This is a genomic window from Saccharothrix sp. NRRL B-16314 (genome assembly GCF_000716595.1).
Lineage (GTDB): Bacteria > Actinomycetota > Actinomycetes > Mycobacteriales > Pseudonocardiaceae > Actinosynnema.
In genome coordinates, this window is the sequence record NZ_JNXC01000016.1 from 97,164 (window position 1) to 114,657 (window position 17,494).

The window sequence follows — 17,494 nt, forward strand, 5'->3', positions numbered from 1 at the left end:
GGGAAGCCCGGTCGGGTGACGCCGGCACCACACCGCGTGGTTTCCAACCAGTGGGACACCTGGGCATACCCGGGACGGGGACGGACGCCTCGGTGTGGGAGACTTCGCGCCATGGCTCCTCTTCGCTTCGCCCTGCCCAACAAGGGCTCGTTGAGTGCTCCCGCGGCCCAAATGCTGGCCGAAGCGGGTTACCGGGTGAACAGGTCAGGCCGTGAGCTGATCGTGGCCGACCCGGCAAATGATGTGCAGTTCTTTTTCCTGCGTCCCCGCGACATCGCGGTGTACGTGGGCGAGGGGTCGTTGGACGTCGGCATCACCGGTCGTGATCTGCTGCTCGATTCCACCGTGTCCGCGAAGGAAATCCTGCCGCTCGGCTTCGGTCGGGCGTCGTTCTACTTCGCGTCGAAGCCCGGTGGCATCGAGGACGCCGCCGGGCTGGAGGGCAGGCGGATCGCGACCAGCTACCCGAACCTGGTCGAGCACCACCTGGCCGACCTCGGCATCAAGGCGCGCCTCGTCCGGCTGGACGGCGCGGTGGAGACGGCCGTCGAACTCGGCGTGGCCGACGCGATCGCCGACGTGGTGGAAACCGGCATCACGCTGAAGACCTCCGGGCTGGAGACGTTCGGCTCGCCGATCCTCAAGTCCGAGGCCGTGCTGATCCAGGGCGACACCGTGGCCGACAACGGGAACTCGGTGCGCGCGGTCGAGATCCTGCACCGCCGGCTCCAGGGCGTGCTGATCGCCCGCCGCTACGTCATCCTCGACTTCGACTGCCCCACGGAGGCGCAGGAGGAGGCGTTCAAGCTGGTACCCGGCATCGAGTCGCCCACCGTCTCGCCGCTGGCCCGCGAGGGCTGGGTCGCCGTCCGCTCCCTCGTGCCGCGCGACGACGCGCCGTTCATCATGGACGAACTGTGGCGAGTGGGCGCCCGCGCCATCCTCGTCAGCTCCCTCGACACCTGCCGCATCTAGCCACCGAGAGTCGAACACCCGAACACCCCGAACTCCACGTTCGCGCACCCGCACCGGGCGTGAACGTGGAGTTCTTCGTCTTCCCGGGCCACCCCCGTCGGCTTCCTGAGCGTTGAAGCCAGCACCCGCGAGTGCCCGACTCGCGGGTGCTGGATCGCGTCTAGCGGGCGGTCTCGCGCCTTCTGGGTGAGAGGAGGTGGTCGGGGTGGAGCCGCTGCGCATCGCCGTGATCATCGGCAGCACCCGTGAAGGACGCGTCGGTGACGGCATCGGCCGGTGGGTCGCCGACGTCGCGGCCGGCCGGGACGACGTCGAACCCGTCGTGGTCGACCTGGCCGACTACGACTTCCCGCCGTGCTACCCGGCGCGGCCGACGCCCGAGGTGCGGCGGTTCACCGGGCAGGTGGCGGACGCGGACGGGTTCGTCGTCGTCACGCCCGAGTACAACCGCAGCTTCCCCGCCTCGCTCAAGCAGGCCATCGACTACGCGTACGACGAGTGGCAGGCCAAGCCGGCGGGGTTCGTCTCCTACGGCTACCGCTCCGAGGGCTTCCACGCCGTGGAACACCTCCGAACAGTTTTCACCGAGTTGCACGTCATGACGATGCGCACCGGCGTCGGCGTGAACCTCCTCGCCGGCGAACCGATCGACACCGAACACCGCCGGTGCGCCGCGGCAGCGATGTTCGACCAGCTCACCTGGTGGGCGTCGGCCCTGAAGGAAGCCCGCACCCGACGCCCCTACGTCTCCTGATATCCGAGAAAGGGAAATCATGAACGCCATCGAAACGTCGGGCCTGGTCAAGGTCTTCGGCGACACCCGCGCGGTGGACGGCGTCGACCTGACCGTGCCCGCCGGGACGGTGTACGGCCTGCTCGGCCCGAACGGCGCGGGCAAGACCACGACGGTCCGCATGCTCGCCACCCTGCTGCGACCCGACGACGGGGAGGCGCGGGTGTTCGGTCACGACGTCCGCGCCGACCCGGACGCGGTCCGGCAGCTCGTCAGCCTCACCGGGCAGTACGCCTCGGTGGACGAGGACCTCACCGGCACCGAGAACCTGGTCCTGCTGGGCAGGCTCCTCGGCCACACCCGCGGCCACGCCCGGCAGCGGGCCGCGCAGCTGCTGGAGGCGTTCGGGCTGACCGACGCGGCGGGCAAGCAGGTCAAGCACTACTCCGGTGGCATGCGCCGCCGGCTGGACATCGCGGCCAGCATCCTCAACACGCCGAAGCTGCTGTTCCTGGACGAGCCGACCACCGGCCTCGACCCGCGCAGCCGCAACCAGGTGTGGGACATCGTCCGCGCGGTCGTCGCGCACGGCACCACGGTGCTGCTGACCACGCAGTACCTGGACGAGGCCGACCAGCTCGCGTCCCGGATCGCGGTGATCGACCACGGCAAGGTGATCGCCGAGGGCACCAAGGGCGAGCTGAAGGCGTCGGTCGGCGTCGGCGCGGTGCACCTGCGGCTGCGTGACGCGGACCAGCGGCCACGGGCGCAGCAGGTGCTGGCCGCCGCGCTCGACGCGGACGTGCAGCTCGACCCGGACCCGGTCGCGCTCACCGCGCGGCTGACCGGCCGGGCCACCGAGCAGGCCGCCGAGGCGTTGGCCCAGCTCGCCCGCGAGGGCATCACCGTCGACACGTTCTCGCTCGGCCAGCCGAGCCTGGACGAGGTGTTCCTCGCGCTCACCGGCAACACCGACAAGACCGACAAGAAGAAGGAGGCGGCGGCGTGACCGTCACCAAGGAAGCCGAACTCCTGCCCGCGCCGAAGGCGGAGGACCTGGCGGCGGTGCTGTTGGAGACCGTGCAGCCGACGCGGCCGTCCGCGCTGTCCGCGTCGCTCACCTTCGGCTGGCGCGCGGTGCTCAAGATCAAGCACGTGCCGGAGCAGCTGTTCGACGTCACCGCGTTCCCGATCATGATGATCCTGATGTTCACCTACCTGTTCGGCGGCGCGCTCGCCGGCTCGCCGGGGGAGTACATCCAGTACCTGCTGCCCGGCATCACGGTGACCAGCGTCGTGATGATCACCATGTACACGGGTGTCGCGGTGAACACCGACATCGAGAAGGGCGTGTTCGACCGGTTCCGCACGCTGCCGATCTGGCGGCCCGCGCCGATGGTCGGCTACATCCTCGGCGACCTGCTGCGGTACGTGCTGGCGTCGTTCACCATCATGGTCGTCGGCCTGATCCTCGGTTTCCGGCCCGACGGCGGTGTCGTGGGCGTCGTGCTGGGCGTCGGGTTGCTGGTGGTGTTCTCGTTCGCGTTCTCGTGGATCTGGACGATGTTCGGGCTGCTGCTGCGCAGCGAGAAGTCGGTGATGGGCACGAGCATGCTGGTGCTGTTCCCGCTGACGTTCCTGTCCAACGTCTACGTCGACCCGGCCACCATGCCCGGTTGGCTGCAGGCGTTCGTCAACGTCAACCCGATCAGCAAGTTGGTGGCGGCCGTGCGGTCGCTGATGGCAGGCGGCTTCGACGGTGACGCGATGCTGTGGACGTTGGGCTACAGCGCGTTGTTCACCATCGTGTTCGGCGCCTGGACCATGCGCCTGTACAACCGGAAGTGACGCCCCGGGAACCCGACTACAGCTTGAAGTGCTCGTGTCCTGAGTAGACGCACGTCGCCCCGGTCGACACGGTCCCCCGCAAGTGGGCCGCGAGACCGGGGTGGCGCGCGTCCAGCTTCCGGAGCGTGTCGCGGATGCGGGCGGTGACGGTCTTGCGCGCCCGTTCCGCCTCGTCGCCCAGCCTGCGGGTGCGGCCCGCCAAGCCGGCGGCGGCGCGCAGTTCCTCCAGCAGCGCCTGGCGTTCGCGGTCGAGGGCGGCGGCGCGGTCGTCGTCGAACGCCCGGTCGATCTCGTCGTCCAACTCGTCAAGGCGCCGCCGGTACCGGGCCTTCGCCTCGTCGTCCAGGACGGGGTCGCCGCCGAGACGGGCCGACGCCACCGCCTCGGGCGCGAGCAGCGACACGGCCGGCACCGGTTCACCCGGGCTGCCCAGCAGCACGTGCAGGTCGCGCAAGCCCTTCGAGTCGGGCATCCGCACCGTGGCACCGCCGTAGGTCAACGTCCACACGTCGCCGTCGCGGCGGAACTCCTGCGGCGCCGGGACGACCGGCTCGGCGGCAGCCGAACCACCCTGCGCGCTCAACGCCTCGGCCAGGTGACGCCGGGCCGGCACCGCCCACGGTCGAGCGTGCATCCGCTCGGCCGACCGCTGCGCCGCGCCCAGCTCCTCCACCGCCTCGTCGTACCGCCCCAGCACCAGGTCCACCACGCCCAGCCACAGGTCGACCGGGCCGCTGATGTCACACCCGTACATCGACACCAGCCACTTGCCCCGGTGCGGCGCCAACTCCTCCCGCACCCGCGCGGCCAGCTCACGGTCACCGGTCGCGAGCGCGAACCGGGCGCGGAAGCGCAGCCACAGCGGCTCGAACAGCTGCTGGTGCCGGTGGTCGGGCTTGACCGGGTCGAGGAAACCCCGCGCCGTCTCCACGTCACCGCGTTCCAGCGCCGTGATCCCCGCAGTAAGACCGGGGCACGGGTGGGAGCTCGCGGCGATCTCCGCCGCCAGCTCGTCCAGCTCGGCGAACCTGCCCTGCGGCAGCAGCAGCGCCCACCGCAGGTGCAGGTACATCATCCGGAAACCCGGGTGGCTGCTCGCGCCCAGCTCGGTCGCCTTGACCAGCATCGCCTCGGCCTCGGCGTACCGGCCCTGCATGGTGAAGACGATGGACTGGTCGATGGCCGACGAGAAGCTGAACCTCGCCAGGCCGATCCGTTCGGACAGCGCCACGAACGCGTTCAACTGCTCGGCGTAGCGCGGGTCGCCCAGCTCCACCAGCGCCACCCAGCGGAACGAGGTGGCGAAGTGCTCCGTGCTGTGGTCGCCGCTGCGGCGCGACACGGAGACCAGCTCCTCCATCAACGCCAGCCGCTGCGCCGCGTTGGCGATGCCGGGCGTGGTGTCGTGCGCCGACCACAAGCCGGTGGCCAGCGCGTCGTCGTCGTCACCGCCCCGCGCCATCTCGGTGACGTGCAGGCTGATCGTGCGGGCCAACTCCTCCGGCGGCACGTCCGGCGGCGGCCCGATCAGCCGGGTGTGCGCCTCGTGGAGCAGCCGCACGTCCTCGAGATCGGTGAACCGGTAGAGCGACAGCGCCACCCGGGCGAACGGCTCCGGGTCGTCCAGCTCGCGGGCGGCGACGGTGGCCTCGTCGAAGACGCGTCGCGCCTCGGCGGGCTCGGCGGAGTGGAACAGGTCGTGGCCCAGCTCCAACGCGACCGCGATCCGCCGCCGCGGGGTGTCCGCACGGGCGAGCGCCCGCCGGTAGTGCCCGGAGGCCTCCTCGAAGGACATCCGGCTGCTCGCGTCACGCGCCGCGGTGACCAGGATGGCCACGGCGCGGTCCGCGGGCACCAGGTCGCCCGCCGAGTGCGCGTGCCGGGCCAGGTCGGCGGGGAACACCTCGTCGGCCAGGTCGCCGTCCAACGCGCGCACCACGGCCGCGTGCCGTTCGGCCCGGTCGGACAGCGAGTCGTACAGGGTCTCGCGGACCAGGTCGTGCGCGAAGGAGAACCGGCCGCCGCCCAGCCCCAGCACCAGCCGTGCCTGCACGGCCTGGTCGAGCAGCCGGTCCACGGCCGGCACCGGCAGCGACGCGACCGCGGCCAGCACCTTCCGGTGGAACTCCCGCCCGAGCACGGAGGCCGTGGTCAGCAGGTCGCCGACCGGCACGGGCAGCAGCGACAACCGCCGGTGCAACGCGTCACGCACACCCGGCGCGACCGCCGTCACCGAGCCGCCGCCGTGCCACAGCCGCGCCGTCTGCTCGACGAAGAACGGGTTGCCGCCGGTGCGCAGGTGCACCTCGGCTACCAGGTCCGGACCGGGCTCGCGGCCCGCCGTGCGCGAGATCAGCTCGCCGACCTCCGCCGGCGCCAGGCCCGTCAACGCGACCGTGGTGGCACGACTGAGCAGCGGCGTCATCACCGACCGCAGCGGGTGGTCCTCGGCGTCGACCTCGGCGTCGCGGTACGTGCCGACCAGCAGCAGCCGTTCGAACCAGGTGTGCTGCGCCGCGAACTCCAGCAGCCGCAACGACGCCGGATCGGCCCAGTGCAGGTCTTCCAGCACGACCACCACCGGCCGGTGGTGCGACACCGCGACCAGTGCCGTCGTCACCGCGTCGTACAGCGGGAAGCCCTCCGGCTTGTGCTCCGCGGGCGCCTCGCCGAGCAGCACCGCCAGCGGACCCCGGTCGACCGCCGCCCACTCGTCGGCCGTGGCGGCCCGGCGCAACGCGCGGATCACCTGCACCCACGGCCAGTAGCCGGGCGCGCCGTCGGAGTCCCAGCACGACCCGCCGAGCACCAGCGCGCCGTGCCGCCGAGCGTCCTCGGCCGCGCCCGTCACCAGCGTGGTCTTGCCGATACCGGCCTCACCGGCGACCAGCACGAGCCCGCCGTGGCTCCGGGTGGCGCGGTCGATCTCGACGCGCAGCACCCCGGCTGGGTGGTCCCGTCCGATGAGTCGCATGGCAGGGTGAAACCTAACGCACCAGACCGCCGCCGGTCCGGCGTTCAGGGGGTGTCGGGCGTGCTTGATTCGCTCAGTTGTGCGAATGCCGCGTCCACCGCGCCGGGCAGCACGAGCGGGTCGCCGGCCGCGAGTTCGCTGCCCGCCTGGTAGCAGGCGATCGCCAGCTGCGGTGCGAGGACGGCCACCTCGATCGGCGTGCCGCGTTCGACCATCGTGTCCCGGAAGAGCGCGCACAACCTGGCGAACTTCCGGGCGGAGCGGTCACGCAGCTCCGGGTTGTCCCGCAGCAGGCGTTCGTGCGCGCGGAAGCGCTCCTGGTCCGCGGTCAACTCGCGGCACAGGTCCACCGTGACCTCGCGGAGCTGGGCCATCACGCCGGCCAGGTCGTGCACCGGCGGCAGTGCCCGGTGCCGCCCGGTGAGGCCTTCGACGATCTCCTGCTCGTTGGAGAAGGCGACTTCCTGCTTGTCGCCGAAGTAGCGGAAGAACGTGGTCCGCCCGACCTCGGCGCGTTCGGCGATGTCGGCGACCGTGACGTCCGCGAACCCGCGTTCGGCGAACAGCGCGAACGCCGCCTCCACGATCTGCTCCCGCGCGCGCTGCTGCTTGCGTTCGCGCAGCGGCATCCGTCCCGACATGCGGGTCAGCATAGCGGTGCGGCACGGCGTTCTGTACGGTACTCAGTACCAGTTGAAACTACGTACCGGGAGCGACCATGGGGACCACGTTGATGACCGGGGCGAGCCGGGGACTCGGCCGTCACGCCGCCGAGCACCTGCTGCGCCACCACCCGGACCGGCACCTGCTCGTCTTCAACCGCAGGCCCGGCCTGGCCGCCGAACTGGCCGACCGGACCGGCAACCGCAACGTGTCCGAGGTGGTGTGCGACCTGGGGTCGTTCGCCGACATCCGGCGCGCGGCGTCCGAGGTGGACGGGCCGCTCGACGGGTTCCTGGGCAACGCGGGCCTGCAGATGGCGACCACGCGCAAGCTCACCGCCGACGGTCACGAGATGACGTTCGGCGTCAACGTGCTGGCCTACCACCTGCTGCTGAACCTGCTCATGCCCCGGTTCGCGAACCCGGCGCGGATCGTCGTGGTCGGCAGCGACGTGCACGACAGCGCGCACAACAGCATGGGCCTCGTGCCGCCGCCGCGCTGGGACGACCCGCGCGAGCTGGTCAAGCCGGGGGAGGACACCGGCAAGGCGGGTCGGCGCGCGTACGCCACCAGCAAGCTCGGCGTCGTCTACCTCGTGCACGCGCTCCGGCGCCGGCTGCCCGAAGGGGTCGACGTCTACTCCTACAACCCCGGTCTGGTGCCGGGCACGGGGTTGACGCGGGATGCCGGCCGGATCGGACAGGCCGTGTTCGGTGTGATCGGCAAGGCACTGGTCGCTCTGCCGGTGGCCACCAGCCCGGAGAAGGCCGGCCGGCTGCTGGCGGAGACGATGACGGGGCCACGTCCCGGTGAGAGCGGCTCCTACATCAGCCGGGGCGAGGTGATCCCGTCGTCGTCCGAGTCCTACGACGAGCGGCGCGAGGAAGAGCTGTGGGCCGTTGCCGACGAGCTGTGCGGGATCAGCCGCACGTCCCACCGTTCGGCCTGAACCAGCCTTTCGGGGTCGGACTCAGGTCGTGCCCTCGAAGTGCGAACGAACCGCCCTGGTGACCGGGTGGTCGGGGCCCGGCACTCGTTCGGTGTCGGCCAGGGCCGCTTCGAACAGCGGAGTCGCGCGTTCCAGGTCGCCCACCGCCAGGTGAGCGGCGGTGAGGCTGTTGCGGGAGCCCAGCGTCTCGGGGTGGTCCGGGCCGTGGAGGCGTTCACTGCTGCGGCGCGGTCGGGTGCCTCACGTCGGTCAGCACGACCGGCACGCCGAACCGCAGCACCACCCACACCGCGCCACCGCAGACCAACGCACCACCGGCCAACCACCACGCGCGAGCCCGGTCGACCGTCACCTCTCACGCCCCGAGCCGCACGGCCCTGGTCTGCACCCGATGATCGCACCACACCTGTACCTCGCCGCAGTAGCACCACATTGCCGTGAGCAATGCTCGCTTGTGCGACCGACGTTCAAGTCATCAGTTCGGTCCGTCCACAGTGGACAGGCGTGGGACTCGGTGAAAGGCGGCGACTTGACCTCTACTATTGTCGAAGTTCTACCGTCGCCACATGACCACGATCGGTGCCTCCCGTGCCGGGAGACGCGAATGGGCCGGGCTCGCCGTGCTCACCCTGCCGACCTTGCTGGCCTCACTCGAACTGACCATCCCCAACCTCGCCCTGCCCGCGATCTCCGCGGATCTCGCGCCGACCGGCGAGGAGTCGCTGTGGATCATCGACAGCTACGGTTTCCTCCTCGCGGGCTCGCTGATCACCGCCGGTGCGCTGGGTGACCGCATCGGGCGCCGTCGGCTGCTGATGATCGGATCGGCGCTGTTCGGCGTCATGTCCGTGTTCGCCGCGTACTCGACCAGCGCCGAGATGCTGATCGTGGCCCGTGCGCTGCTCGGCGTCGCCGGTGCGACGCTGATGCCGGCCGCGCTGTCACTGACCGCGGCCCTGTTCCGCGACCCCCGGCAGCGGACGGTCGCGATCGGCGTCGTCATCGCCGGCGTCGCGGGCGGCACCGCGATCGGCCCGCTGATCGGCGGGTGGGTCCTCCAGCACTTCTGGTGGGGCGCGGTGTTCCTCATCGCGACGCCGGTGACCGCGCTCGTCCTGGTCCTCTGCCCGCTCCTGCTGCCGGAGCACCGCGCGGAGAGCTTCGGCCGGCTGGACGTGGTGAGCGCCGTGCTGTCCGTGGCCGCCGTGCTGGCGGTGATCTACGGGCTCAAGCACGTGGCCGTCAGCGGTCCGGACGTCGTGTCGCTCGCGTCCGTCGTGATCGGTCTGCTCCTCGGCTCCTGGTTCGTCCGCCGACAGCAGCGCGACGACCCGCTGGTCGACCTCCGGCTGTTCCGCTCCACTTCCTTCAGCGTGTCGCTGGGCACGCTGCTGTTCGGCGTCTTCGTGCTCTTCGGCGCCAACTTCTTCCTGGCGCAGTACCTCCAGCTGGTGTTCGGGCTCTCGCCGCTCCACGCCGGCCTGTGGACCGCGCCGTCGGCGTGCGGCGTCATCGTGGGGTCGACCCTCGCGCCGGTGCTCGTGCGCCGAGTGCGCCCGGGTTTCGTGGTCGCGAGCGGTCTGGTGCTCGCCGCCGCCGGGTTCGCGGTGCTGACGCTCGTGACGCCGGGTTCCGGGCTGCCGCCGCTGGTGGTCGGCTCGGTCGTGATCTCGCTCGGGCTCGGACCGATGATGACCCTGACCACCGACCTCGTCGTCGGTTCCGCGCCGGCGGAGCGGTCCGGCGAGGCGTCCGCGCTGTCGGAGACGGCACCGGAACTCGGTGGTGCGCTGGGCATCGCGATCCTCGGCAGCGTCGGTACCGCCGTCTACCGCGCCGGTGTGGCCGGCACGGTCCCGCCAGGTCTGGCGGAGGACTCGGCGCTTGCCGCGGGGGAGACCCTGGGTGGCGCCGTGTCGGCCGCCGAGCAGGTGCGTGGCCCGGTCGGCGACCGACTGCTCGACACCGCCCGCGCGGCCTTCACCGACGGGCTGCACCTGATCGCCGTGATCGGCATCGTGGTGCTGGTCGCCGCCGCGGCCCTGGTCGCCGGTCTGCTCCGCCACGTCCGGTCCTCGAACGAGCCGCGGCAGACCGGCTGACCCGGCCGCCGGTCCTCAGATCGGGAAGTGCGCGTGGCCCACGGCTTGCACGGTGACCCAGCGCGTGTCGGTGAAGGCTTCGGCGCCCACCTGCCCGCCGAAGCGGCCGTAGCCGGAGCCCTTCACGCCGCCGAACGGCGCCTGCGGTTCGTCCGCGATGGTCTGGTCGTTGACGTGGACGATGCCGGTGCGCAGGCGGCCCGCCACCTCGAGGCCCTTCGCCAGGTCCTCCGTGATGACGCCCGCGACGAGGCCGTACGGGGTGTCGTTGGCGAGGGCGACGGCCTCGTCGGCGCTGTCGACCACGTGCACCGCGGTCGCCGGTCCGAAGACCTCGTCGTGGTAGATCTTCATCTCCTCGGTGACCCCGGTGAGGACGACCGGGCGGATCAGCGTGCCCGGTTCCTCGATCTCACCGGTGCCGGCGGCCAGTCCGGCGCCGAGGGAGACCGCGTCCGCGACGAGCGCCGAGACCCGGCGGGCGGCAGCCGCGTTCACGACCGGGCCGACCGCGGTGCCCGGGTCGCTCGGATCGCCGCACGGCAGTGCCCGGACGCGGGCGGCGAACCCGGCCGTGAACTCGTCGGCGATCGAGCGGTGGACGATCACCCGGTCCACGCACATGCAGATCTGCCCGGCGTTCATGAAGGAACCGAAGACCGCGGCGTCCACCGCGTAGTCGACGTCGGCGTCCTCCAGCACCAGCAAGGCGTTCTTGCCGCCGAGTTCGAGCACGGCGGGCTTGAGGTGCTGGGCGGCCAGGACGCCGACGACGCGGCCGACCTCCGTGGAACCGGTGAAGTTGACCATCCGCACCCTGGGGTCGGCGATCAGCGCGGAGACCACCTCGGGTCCGTCGGCGTGGTCGTTGGTGACGACGTTCAGCACGCCCGCGGGCAGTCCCGCCTCGTGCAGGACGTCCGAGATCAGCAGGCCGCAGGCGATCGGCGCGTTCTCGCTCGGCTTCAGCACCACGGTGTTGCCCATCGCGATCGGCAGCGCGACGGCGCGGACGCCGAGGATGACCGGGGCGTTCCACGGCGAGATCGCGGCGATCACCCCCTTCGGCACCCGCACCTGCGTGGAGTGCGCGCCGTCGGCGTTGGTCGCGAGGACCTGGCCGGTCGGGCGACCGACCTCGGCCGCCGCCTCCAGCAGGATGTCGGCGGCCAGGGCGGCGTTGAAGCCCGCCCACGGCCCGATCCCGCCGACCTCCGCGGCCATCAGGCGGACGACCTCTTCGGTGCGCTCCGCCATCAATTGCGCGGCCCGCAGGAAGATCCGACGGCGTTCGGCCGGTGCGGTCGCGGCCCACGCCTCGAACGCGGCGTCGGCGGCGTCGACGGCCCGGCGCACGTCCTCCGGGGTGCCCGCGGCGACTTCCGCGCAGACGGCGCCGGTCCACGGGTTGATGTCGGAGGTGGTGCGACCGGAGGAGGCGGGGACCTCCTGGCCGTTGATGATCAGTCCTCGAGAGGTGGACACGGTGCTCCTGGGAATGGGGATCGGGCTTCGGACCGCGACGGACGAGGGCGGAGGAGCGGCGGCCCCGCGGGTGCGCAGCCCTTGGTGCGCCTGGAGGTGTGCGCCGGGCCGGTGCCCTCGCTCACTCCCGACGACCGCAGGGATCAGGCTCGCTGGGTGGGTCACCGCGACCACGGGACCTCGCCCCCCCCACCACCATGTCACGGATCGCCGGCGGTGGAGACCGCCGAAGTTCGGCATGCCGCCGTCACGACCACAGCCACTCGCCGGGGAACGCCTCCAGCACTGCTCCCAACGCCGCCGACGTCCGACCGCGCACCATCAGGAAACCATCGCCCATGACGCGGACCACCACGTCGGCGTTCGCGTACCAGCGCGAGTCGCCCACGTGGGGCACGGCGAGCGGCGTGAACGCGCGCTCGATCCGCGCCAGGTCCACGTCGTCCTCCAGTTCACGGCACTCGGTCAGCCCGTCCTGGAGGAGCAGCGACTCGGCCAGCACCATCTCCACGCACGCCAGGGAGAAGCGGTCGAGGAACGGCTCCCACTTCTCCACCCGCTTGTCGGCGAGGTCCGGCCGCAGGAAGACCGGCGGGTCGTCCCCGACCGGCGCCACACCCCAGTGCGCGCACGCCTGGTTCTCCACGCGGTGCACGAGCACGCCGTCCCACATCCGCAGCCGGTCGGGGCTGAGCAGCTCGTCCTGGTTGCCGGTCAGGTCGGCCCGCCGGCCGAACAGCGCGTACGCCTCCCGCACGGCCGCGGGCAGCCGTATGCCGAGCCGTTCCTCGGCCTCGTCGACCGCGCACCCGTCGTCGTCACCGAGCGGGCTCACGAAGTGCTCGGCGTACTCCCGCACGAACCACCAGGCCTGGTGCCGGTCGACCACCGCCTGCTCCAGCGCGGCCCCCATGTCGAATCCCATGCGGCGACACCCTATTGGGTCTCCCCGCCGGAACACCGCGCGAGGTGGACCGGGAGGTGGTCGAGACCCCGCTGCGTGCCGGTGGGTCGTCGGACTGGTGCGCCGGCGGGGGCGATCACCCCCACGTCGGCGAACGCCTCCAGCAGGGCCAGCAGCACGTGCTTGCCCAGGTGGCCGCCGAAGCACGAGTGCGTTCCCCGGCCGAGCCCCAGGTGGGGGTTGGGGGAACGGGTGAAGCACGCTTCGTCCGGATCGGGGAACACCTCGGGATCGCGGTTCGCCGCGGCGAGCACGGTGATCACGACGTCACCGCGCCGCAGGAGCTTCCCGCGCAGGGTCACGTCGGTCTTGCAGTGCCGGCTGACCACCTGCACGGGGCCGGTCAGCCGCACCAGTTCCTCCACCGCCCGGCCGTCCAGCGCGGACAGCTCAGCACCGGTGCGCATCCCGTGCGCCAGCAGCCACTCCACCGCGTTGCCCAGCAGGTTGGCGGTGGTCGAGTAGCCCGCGTCGAACACCGCGCGCAGCGAGTTGCGCAGAACCCGGTCCCGCGCCGGGACCCGCGCGAGCACGCCGTCGGGTCGGGCTTCGGCGCGCCACCGGTCGATCATGGCGTTGAGCGTGTCGCGGGCGGCCAGCGACGGCCCGCGCCGGGTGGGGTCCAGACCGGAGTCCATGCCCAGCACGAGGGTGCGCGACGCAATCCGCAACTGCTCGTGGTCGCCGGGCACGGGAACGCCGTAGAGGTCGCAGACCGCCTGCAGCGCAAGGGGTTCGGCGATGCCGGTGGCGAAGTCGACCGGGCCGTCCGGTTCGGCGAGCAGCAGTTCGCGCGCGACTCGGCGCACCCCGTCGGCCCAGCCGGTGACCTCGCGGCGGCGCACCGCGTCGAGGAACAGGTGGCGGATGGCGGTGTGCTCGGGCGGGTCCAGGGTCTGGATGCTCAGCACGGTGTCCGGGATCGGCTTGCCCAGGGCGCGGGGATCGGAGCCGAAGGAGTCGGTGTCCTTGAGCACCCGCGCGCAGTCGTCGTGACGGGTGAGCACCCACGCGCCGAGCTGGTCGTGGCGGTGCACGGGGTCTTCCGCGCGCAGCCTGGCGTAGACGGCGTGCGGGTCGGCGAGCATGCTCTCCGACAGGGGCGCGAACACGCCGGTCACCTGGTCCTCCTCGGGGTGGTGGGACGCGGCGGGCGCGCCCCACCACGATCAGGGCTCACCGGTCGCTAGTGCGGGTAGTCCACGGCCGCCACCTCCCCTCCGCTCGACAGGGTGTCGTCCACGGCGAACCAGCCCACGGCCCAGGCCATCGCCCGCATCGCCTCGCCCAGCGCACCCACGTGCACGTTGGACAGGTCGTCGCAGGGCTGGTGGTAGCACGGGTCGTAGGGCTGTCCCGCGGTGCCGCCGAACACGGCGGCCTCCTCGGGAGTCTTGATGCCCCGCACCCCGCCGAACGCGCCGCCGACGGGGATTCCCGCACGGGCGAACGGCTCCTGGTCGGAGCGGATGTCCGCGAGGTCCGCGGTGCGGAAGGGCAGCCGTTGCAGGCGGTAGCCCTGGGAGAGCACGGCTTCCACGGTGCCCGATCCCGGCGGACCGGCCGGCGCGCCGGTGCCGGGGTGGTCGCTGTCGTCGCCGTCGACCACGAACCGCACGAAGTTCGGCGACGCGATCAGCTCCCAGTTGAGGTAGAGCCGGATCGCGGCCAACTCCTGCTGGGTGCGGGTAGCGACGTAGTGCGTGGAGCCGATGTTGATCAGCTCTTCGGCGCCCCAGAACGCGAACCGCACCTTGTTCGGCACGCGGTGTTGGTGCGGCGCGAGGCGGACGGCCGTCTCCAGCAGCGCCGAGACGCTGGTCGCGTTGTCGTTGATCCCCGGGCCGTCCGCGCCGCTGTCCAGGTGGGCGCCCGCCATCACCACGTGGTCCGCGCGCCCGCCGGCGGTCTCGGCGAACACGTTCACGGTGGTGCTGTCGACGGTGTGGCCGCTCAGGCGCAGCACGCCGTGGCCGGACAGCGACTCGGCCTCGCGCACGCTGGTGAACGCGACCGGCAGGACCGCGCCCGCGGCCTGTCGCCGGATGACGGCGTCGAGGGCCGGCGTGACGTCGTAGACGACCAGGGCGCGCACCCCGGCGGCCTGGGCGGCGACGGTCTTGCCCGCGGTGGTGCAGACGCCCGAGGGTGCGACGGCGATGGCCGTGCCCGGCGGGTAGTCGGCCGGGGCGCACCCCGCGTCCGCCGCACGGGCGATCGTGCCCTCGACGTCGGCGGCCAGCCCGTACTGCGCCATGAGCACCAGTGCCCGACCCTCGTCGGTGGTCAGCGATTCGGTGTCGGCGGTGAAGGCGCGGAACGGCACGGACTGTTCGGTGACCCGGTACCCGGCGCGTTCCAGCACCTGTTCCACGTGCGCGCGGGATTTCTCGAACCCGGGTGTCCCGGCCTCCCGGTTGCCGCCGCTGGTGCTCGCCGCGAAGTCGAAAGCGCGCACCGAGGACATGGCGTCACGGGTGCTGACGGAACCGGCCAACGACCGTGCCAACCAGCCCGTTCCCGTATTCGCGGCAGCCGGAACCGGAACGGTCAAGAAAAGCAGAATGATGAGCGGAACGGCACGCATGAATCCCCCGGAATGACCTCTAATGCTCCATTGGCATTTCGCTGTCACCTCTTCCGGAGGCTACTGCGCCAATAGGATTTGCGCAACCCGCGGAGAATTCCTCCCAGTGGGGAATTCGGGTCCGGCGATGGGTTTCGGGCGCCGGACCCCGAAAATGGGGTGAGGGGCGCGCGGCCGTGGGCGTAGCGTCGGCGACCATGATCGGTGACGCGAATGTCGGGGACGACCCGGCGGACGGCTGGTTCCCCGAGACCGTGGCCGCGGGCTACGACGCCCCGGGCGGTGCGAACGTGCCCGAGGTGGTGACACCCGCGGTGGACGTCCTCGAAGACCTGGCCGACGGTCCGGTGCTCGAGTTCGCCGTCGGCACCGGGCGGATCGCCGCGCCGCTGGCCGCTCGCGGTGTGCCGGTGAGCGGCATCGAGCTGAGCCGGGCGATGGCGGCGCGGATCGCGGGCAAACCGGGCGGCGACGCGGTCGAGGTCGTGATCGGCGACATGACGACGACGCGGGTGGCCGGTCGGTTCTCCCTGGTCTACCTGGTGTTCAACACGATCGGCAACGTGACCACGCAGGACGGGCAGGTCGACGTCTTCCGCAACGCGGCTGCGCACCTTCGGCCGGGCGGGCTGTTCCTCGTCGAGGTGGGCCTGCCGGACCTGCGTCGCCTGCCGCCGGGGCAGGACGTCGTCCCGTTCACGGTGGCGCCCGACGCCCACGGCGGCGGCTACGTCGGGTTCGACCAGTACGACGTCGTCACGCAGCAGTTCTCGTCGAACCACGTCACCGTGTCGGCGGACGGGACGGGGCGGTTCCGCCGGATTCCCTTCCGGTACGCCTGGCCGGCCGAGATGGACCTCATGGCGCGCATCGCCGGGATGCGCCTGAAGCACCGCTGGGCGGACTGGGACCGCTCGGAGTTCACCGCGGACAGCACCAAGCACGTGTCGATCTGGGAGACCGACCAAGGCGCGTGATGGTGCACCACGTCCGGCGGCGACCATTTCGCGCCGTGGCCGGTTCGGCTGCGGTGACCGGACAGCGGCGTGCGCGATCTCTTTCCACGACGGACGGGGCTTGCTACAGTCAGATCCTCTGGGAGCGCTCCCAGGGCACTTGCGGAGAACCTCGACGAGGAGGGCGGAGTGGTCCTGTCACACCCGCGGCCACGTGGTTCTCCTGCGATTCGCTCCCCGATCACCGGAAGGTGATATCGCCCTTTCGGGCGACGCACCGAGGCGTTCATCCCGTCAACGGTTTCTCGGATGTCGCAACCGCCGCTGCGAGTCCGTCGGAAGGAGTTCCCATGCGAAGCACCGTCCGCGCACTCGTCGCCATCGGCCTCTTGGCCGCGGGCACGGTCCTCGCCGGCGCAGGACCGGCCCAAGCCGACACGACCATCTGCCAGCAATACGGGTCGACCACCATCCAGGGCCGCTACGTGGTCCAGAACAACAGGTGGGGAAGTTCGGCCACGCAGTGCATCAACGTCACCTCGACGGGGTTCCAGATCACCCAGCAGCAGGGCTCCGCGCCGACCAACGGGGCGCCCCTGTCGTACCCGTCGGTGTTCCTGGGCTGCCACTACACCAACTGTTCCCCCGGCTCGAGCCTGCCCATGCAGGTGAGCCGCATCCGCAGCGCGACCTCCTCGATCAACTACCGCTACGCCGGCGGCACCTACAACGCCTCCTACGACATCTGGCTCGACCCGACCCCGAAGACGAACGGGGTCAACCAGATGGAGATCATGATCTGGTTCAACCGTCAGGGCTCCATCCAGCCCATCGGCAGCGCCGTCGGCAACACCACCGTCGGCGGCCGGACCTGGCAGGTGTGGCGCGGCAGCAACGGCGCCAACAACGTCATCTCCTACGTCGCGCCCTCGCCCGTCTACTCGTGGTCGTTCAACGTCATGGACTTCGTCAACGACGTGCGCAACCGCGGCGCGATCACCACTTCCTGGTACCTGACCAGCATCCAGGCCGGTTTCGAACCCTGGAACGGCGGCGTCGGCCTGGCCGTCGACAACTTCTCCGCCTCGGTCAGCGGCTAGCAGTCGGTCGGGCGCACCCGCCGGTCGGGTGCGCCCGGCACCGCCGCCGCGGCGCGATCCCGACGGACCTGGCTCCGACGCGTCGCGGATGCCGCGAAGAACAACTTCTTTGTTGTCCGAGTGTTGCGGTCTACACTTCTGGGAGCGCTCCCAGTCAC

Annotated in this window: 16 protein-coding genes; 8 read left to right on the top strand and 8 right to left on the bottom strand. The window is 71.5% G+C overall.

What is annotated here, in order from left to right; all coding sequences use genetic code 11:
• Positions 1-111 precede the first annotated feature (111 nt).
• The 4 genes from hisG to OQ02_RS22580 all read left to right on the top strand — a co-directional run bounded on the left by hisG (position 112) and on the right by OQ02_RS22580 (position 3,556).
• Positions 112-975 (top strand): ATP phosphoribosyltransferase, encoded by an 864-nt coding sequence (gene hisG / locus OQ02_RS22565; protein ID WP_033440515.1) that lies wholly within the window; start codon positions 112-114, stop codon positions 973-975.
• Between the two features lie 205 nt (positions 976-1,180).
• Positions 1,181-1,729, top strand: a complete 549-nt coding sequence (locus tag OQ02_RS22570) for an NADPH-dependent FMN reductase (protein ID WP_051772672.1) — start codon at positions 1,181-1,183, stop codon at positions 1,727-1,729.
• Between the two features lie 19 nt (positions 1,730-1,748).
• Positions 1,749-2,717, top strand: a complete 969-nt coding sequence (locus OQ02_RS22575; RefSeq protein WP_033440517.1) for an ATP-binding cassette domain-containing protein — start codon at positions 1,749-1,751, stop codon at positions 2,715-2,717.
• A complete protein-coding gene (locus OQ02_RS22580; protein ID WP_033440518.1) occupies positions 2,714-3,556 on the top strand; it encodes an ABC transporter permease in 843 nt (280 codons plus the stop codon). Before OQ02_RS22575 ends, OQ02_RS22580 begins: the two co-directional genes overlap by 4 nt.
• A 16-nt stretch (positions 3,557-3,572) precedes the next feature.
• Here the strand turns inward: OQ02_RS22580 and OQ02_RS22585 are convergent, their stop codons facing one another.
• Both OQ02_RS22585 and OQ02_RS22590 read right to left on the bottom strand, forming a co-directional pair.
• A complete protein-coding gene (locus tag OQ02_RS22585; protein WP_081915849.1) occupies positions 3,573-6,530 on the bottom strand; it encodes an ATP-binding protein in 2,958 nt (985 codons plus the stop codon).
• A gap of 44 nt (positions 6,531-6,574) precedes the next feature.
• Positions 6,575-7,171, bottom strand: coding sequence for a TetR/AcrR family transcriptional regulator (locus tag OQ02_RS22590; RefSeq protein ID WP_033440570.1), 597 nt, complete (start codon positions 7,169-7,171; stop codon positions 6,575-6,577).
• 77 nt (positions 7,172-7,248) lie between these two features.
• Here OQ02_RS22590 and OQ02_RS22595 point away from each other — a divergent pair, with 77 nt between their 5' ends.
• On the top strand, positions 7,249-8,142 hold the full coding sequence (locus OQ02_RS22595; RefSeq protein ID WP_033440519.1) for an SDR family NAD(P)-dependent oxidoreductase: 894 nt from the start codon (positions 7,249-7,251) through the stop codon (positions 8,140-8,142).
• Positions 8,143-8,163: 21 nt separating this feature from the next.
• Here the strand turns inward: OQ02_RS22595 and OQ02_RS47195 are convergent, their stop codons facing one another.
• The gene (locus OQ02_RS47195; protein WP_081915850.1) at positions 8,164-8,325 is read right to left on the bottom strand and encodes a tetratricopeptide repeat protein; all 162 of its coding nucleotides are present in this window, start codon (positions 8,323-8,325) and stop codon (positions 8,164-8,166) included.
• Positions 8,326-8,356: 31 nt separating this feature from the next.
• Positions 8,357-8,494: a hypothetical protein gene (locus tag OQ02_RS43935; protein ID WP_156077212.1), complete on the bottom strand. Its 138-nt coding sequence runs from the start codon at positions 8,492-8,494 to the stop codon at positions 8,357-8,359.
• A gap of 214 nt (positions 8,495-8,708) precedes the next feature.
• Here OQ02_RS43935 and OQ02_RS22600 point away from each other — a divergent pair, with 214 nt between their 5' ends.
• The gene (locus tag OQ02_RS22600) at positions 8,709-10,244 is read left to right on the top strand and encodes an MFS transporter (protein ID WP_033440520.1); all 1,536 of its coding nucleotides are present in this window, start codon (positions 8,709-8,711) and stop codon (positions 10,242-10,244) included.
• Between the two features lie 15 nt (positions 10,245-10,259).
• Here OQ02_RS22600 and OQ02_RS22605 read toward each other — a convergent pair whose 3' ends face one another.
• The 4 genes from OQ02_RS22605 to OQ02_RS22620 all read right to left on the bottom strand — a co-directional run bounded on the left by OQ02_RS22605 (position 10,260) and on the right by OQ02_RS22620 (position 15,160).
• Positions 10,260-11,729 carry an aldehyde dehydrogenase family protein gene (locus OQ02_RS22605; RefSeq protein WP_033440521.1) on the bottom strand — a complete coding sequence of 490 codons (1,470 nt, stop codon included), beginning with the start codon at positions 11,727-11,729 and terminating at the stop codon, positions 10,260-10,262.
• Between the two features lie 247 nt (positions 11,730-11,976).
• Complete coding sequence (locus tag OQ02_RS22610; protein WP_033440522.1) at positions 11,977-12,654, bottom strand: hypothetical protein; 678 nt, start codon at positions 12,652-12,654, stop codon at positions 11,977-11,979.
• 11 nt (positions 12,655-12,665) lie between these two features.
• On the bottom strand, positions 12,666-13,814 hold the full coding sequence (locus OQ02_RS22615; RefSeq protein WP_033440523.1) for a cytochrome P450: 1,149 nt from the start codon (positions 13,812-13,814) through the stop codon (positions 12,666-12,668).
• Between the two features lie 65 nt (positions 13,815-13,879).
• Positions 13,880-15,160: a M28 family peptidase gene (locus tag OQ02_RS22620; RefSeq protein ID WP_231500170.1), complete on the bottom strand. Its 1,281-nt coding sequence runs from the start codon at positions 15,158-15,160 to the stop codon at positions 13,880-13,882.
• A 317-nt stretch (positions 15,161-15,477) separates the two neighbouring features.
• On the opposite strand from OQ02_RS22620, the gene OQ02_RS22625 reads away from it, so the two are divergent.
• Both OQ02_RS22625 and OQ02_RS22630 read left to right on the top strand, forming a co-directional pair.
• A complete protein-coding gene (locus tag OQ02_RS22625) occupies positions 15,478-16,257 on the top strand; it encodes a class I SAM-dependent DNA methyltransferase (RefSeq protein WP_033440572.1) in 780 nt (259 codons plus the stop codon).
• A 329-nt stretch (positions 16,258-16,586) separates the two neighbouring features.
• On the top strand, positions 16,587-17,336 hold the full coding sequence (locus tag OQ02_RS22630; RefSeq protein ID WP_081915851.1) for a GH12 family glycosyl hydrolase domain-containing protein: 750 nt from the start codon (positions 16,587-16,589) through the stop codon (positions 17,334-17,336).
• Positions 17,337-17,494: the final 158 nt, after the last annotated feature.

What these genes read in the sequence shown, in the direction of transcription:
- OQ02_RS22600 (WP_033440520.1), top strand. Translation starts at nt 8,709, where the DNA reads ATGACCACGATCGGTGCCTCCCGTGCCGGGAGACGCGAATGGGCCGGG.
- hisG (WP_033440515.1), top strand. Translation starts at nt 112, where the DNA reads ATGGCTCCTCTTCGCTTCGCCCTGCCCAACAAGGGCTCGTTGAGTGCT.
- OQ02_RS22590 (WP_033440570.1), bottom strand. Translation starts at nt 7,171, where the DNA reads ATGTCGGGACGGATGCCGCTGCGCGAACGCAAGCAGCAGCGCGCGCGG.
- OQ02_RS22620 (WP_231500170.1), bottom strand. Translation starts at nt 15,160, where the DNA reads ATGTCCTCGGTGCGCGCTTTCGACTTCGCGGCGAGCACCAGCGGCGGC.
- OQ02_RS22610 (WP_033440522.1), bottom strand. Translation starts at nt 12,654, where the DNA reads ATGGGATTCGACATGGGGGCCGCGCTGGAGCAGGCGGTGGTCGACCGG.
- OQ02_RS22585 (WP_081915849.1), bottom strand. Translation starts at nt 6,530, where the DNA reads ATGCGACTCATCGGACGGGACCACCCAGCCGGGGTGCTGCGCGTCGAG.
- OQ02_RS22575 (WP_033440517.1), top strand. Translation starts at nt 1,749, where the DNA reads ATGAACGCCATCGAAACGTCGGGCCTGGTCAAGGTCTTCGGCGACACC.
- OQ02_RS22630 (WP_081915851.1), top strand. Translation starts at nt 16,587, where the DNA reads ATGCGAAGCACCGTCCGCGCACTCGTCGCCATCGGCCTCTTGGCCGCG.
- OQ02_RS22595 (WP_033440519.1), top strand. Translation starts at nt 7,249, where the DNA reads ATGGGGACCACGTTGATGACCGGGGCGAGCCGGGGACTCGGCCGTCAC.
- OQ02_RS22625 (WP_033440572.1), top strand. Translation starts at nt 15,478, where the DNA reads ATGATCGGTGACGCGAATGTCGGGGACGACCCGGCGGACGGCTGGTTC.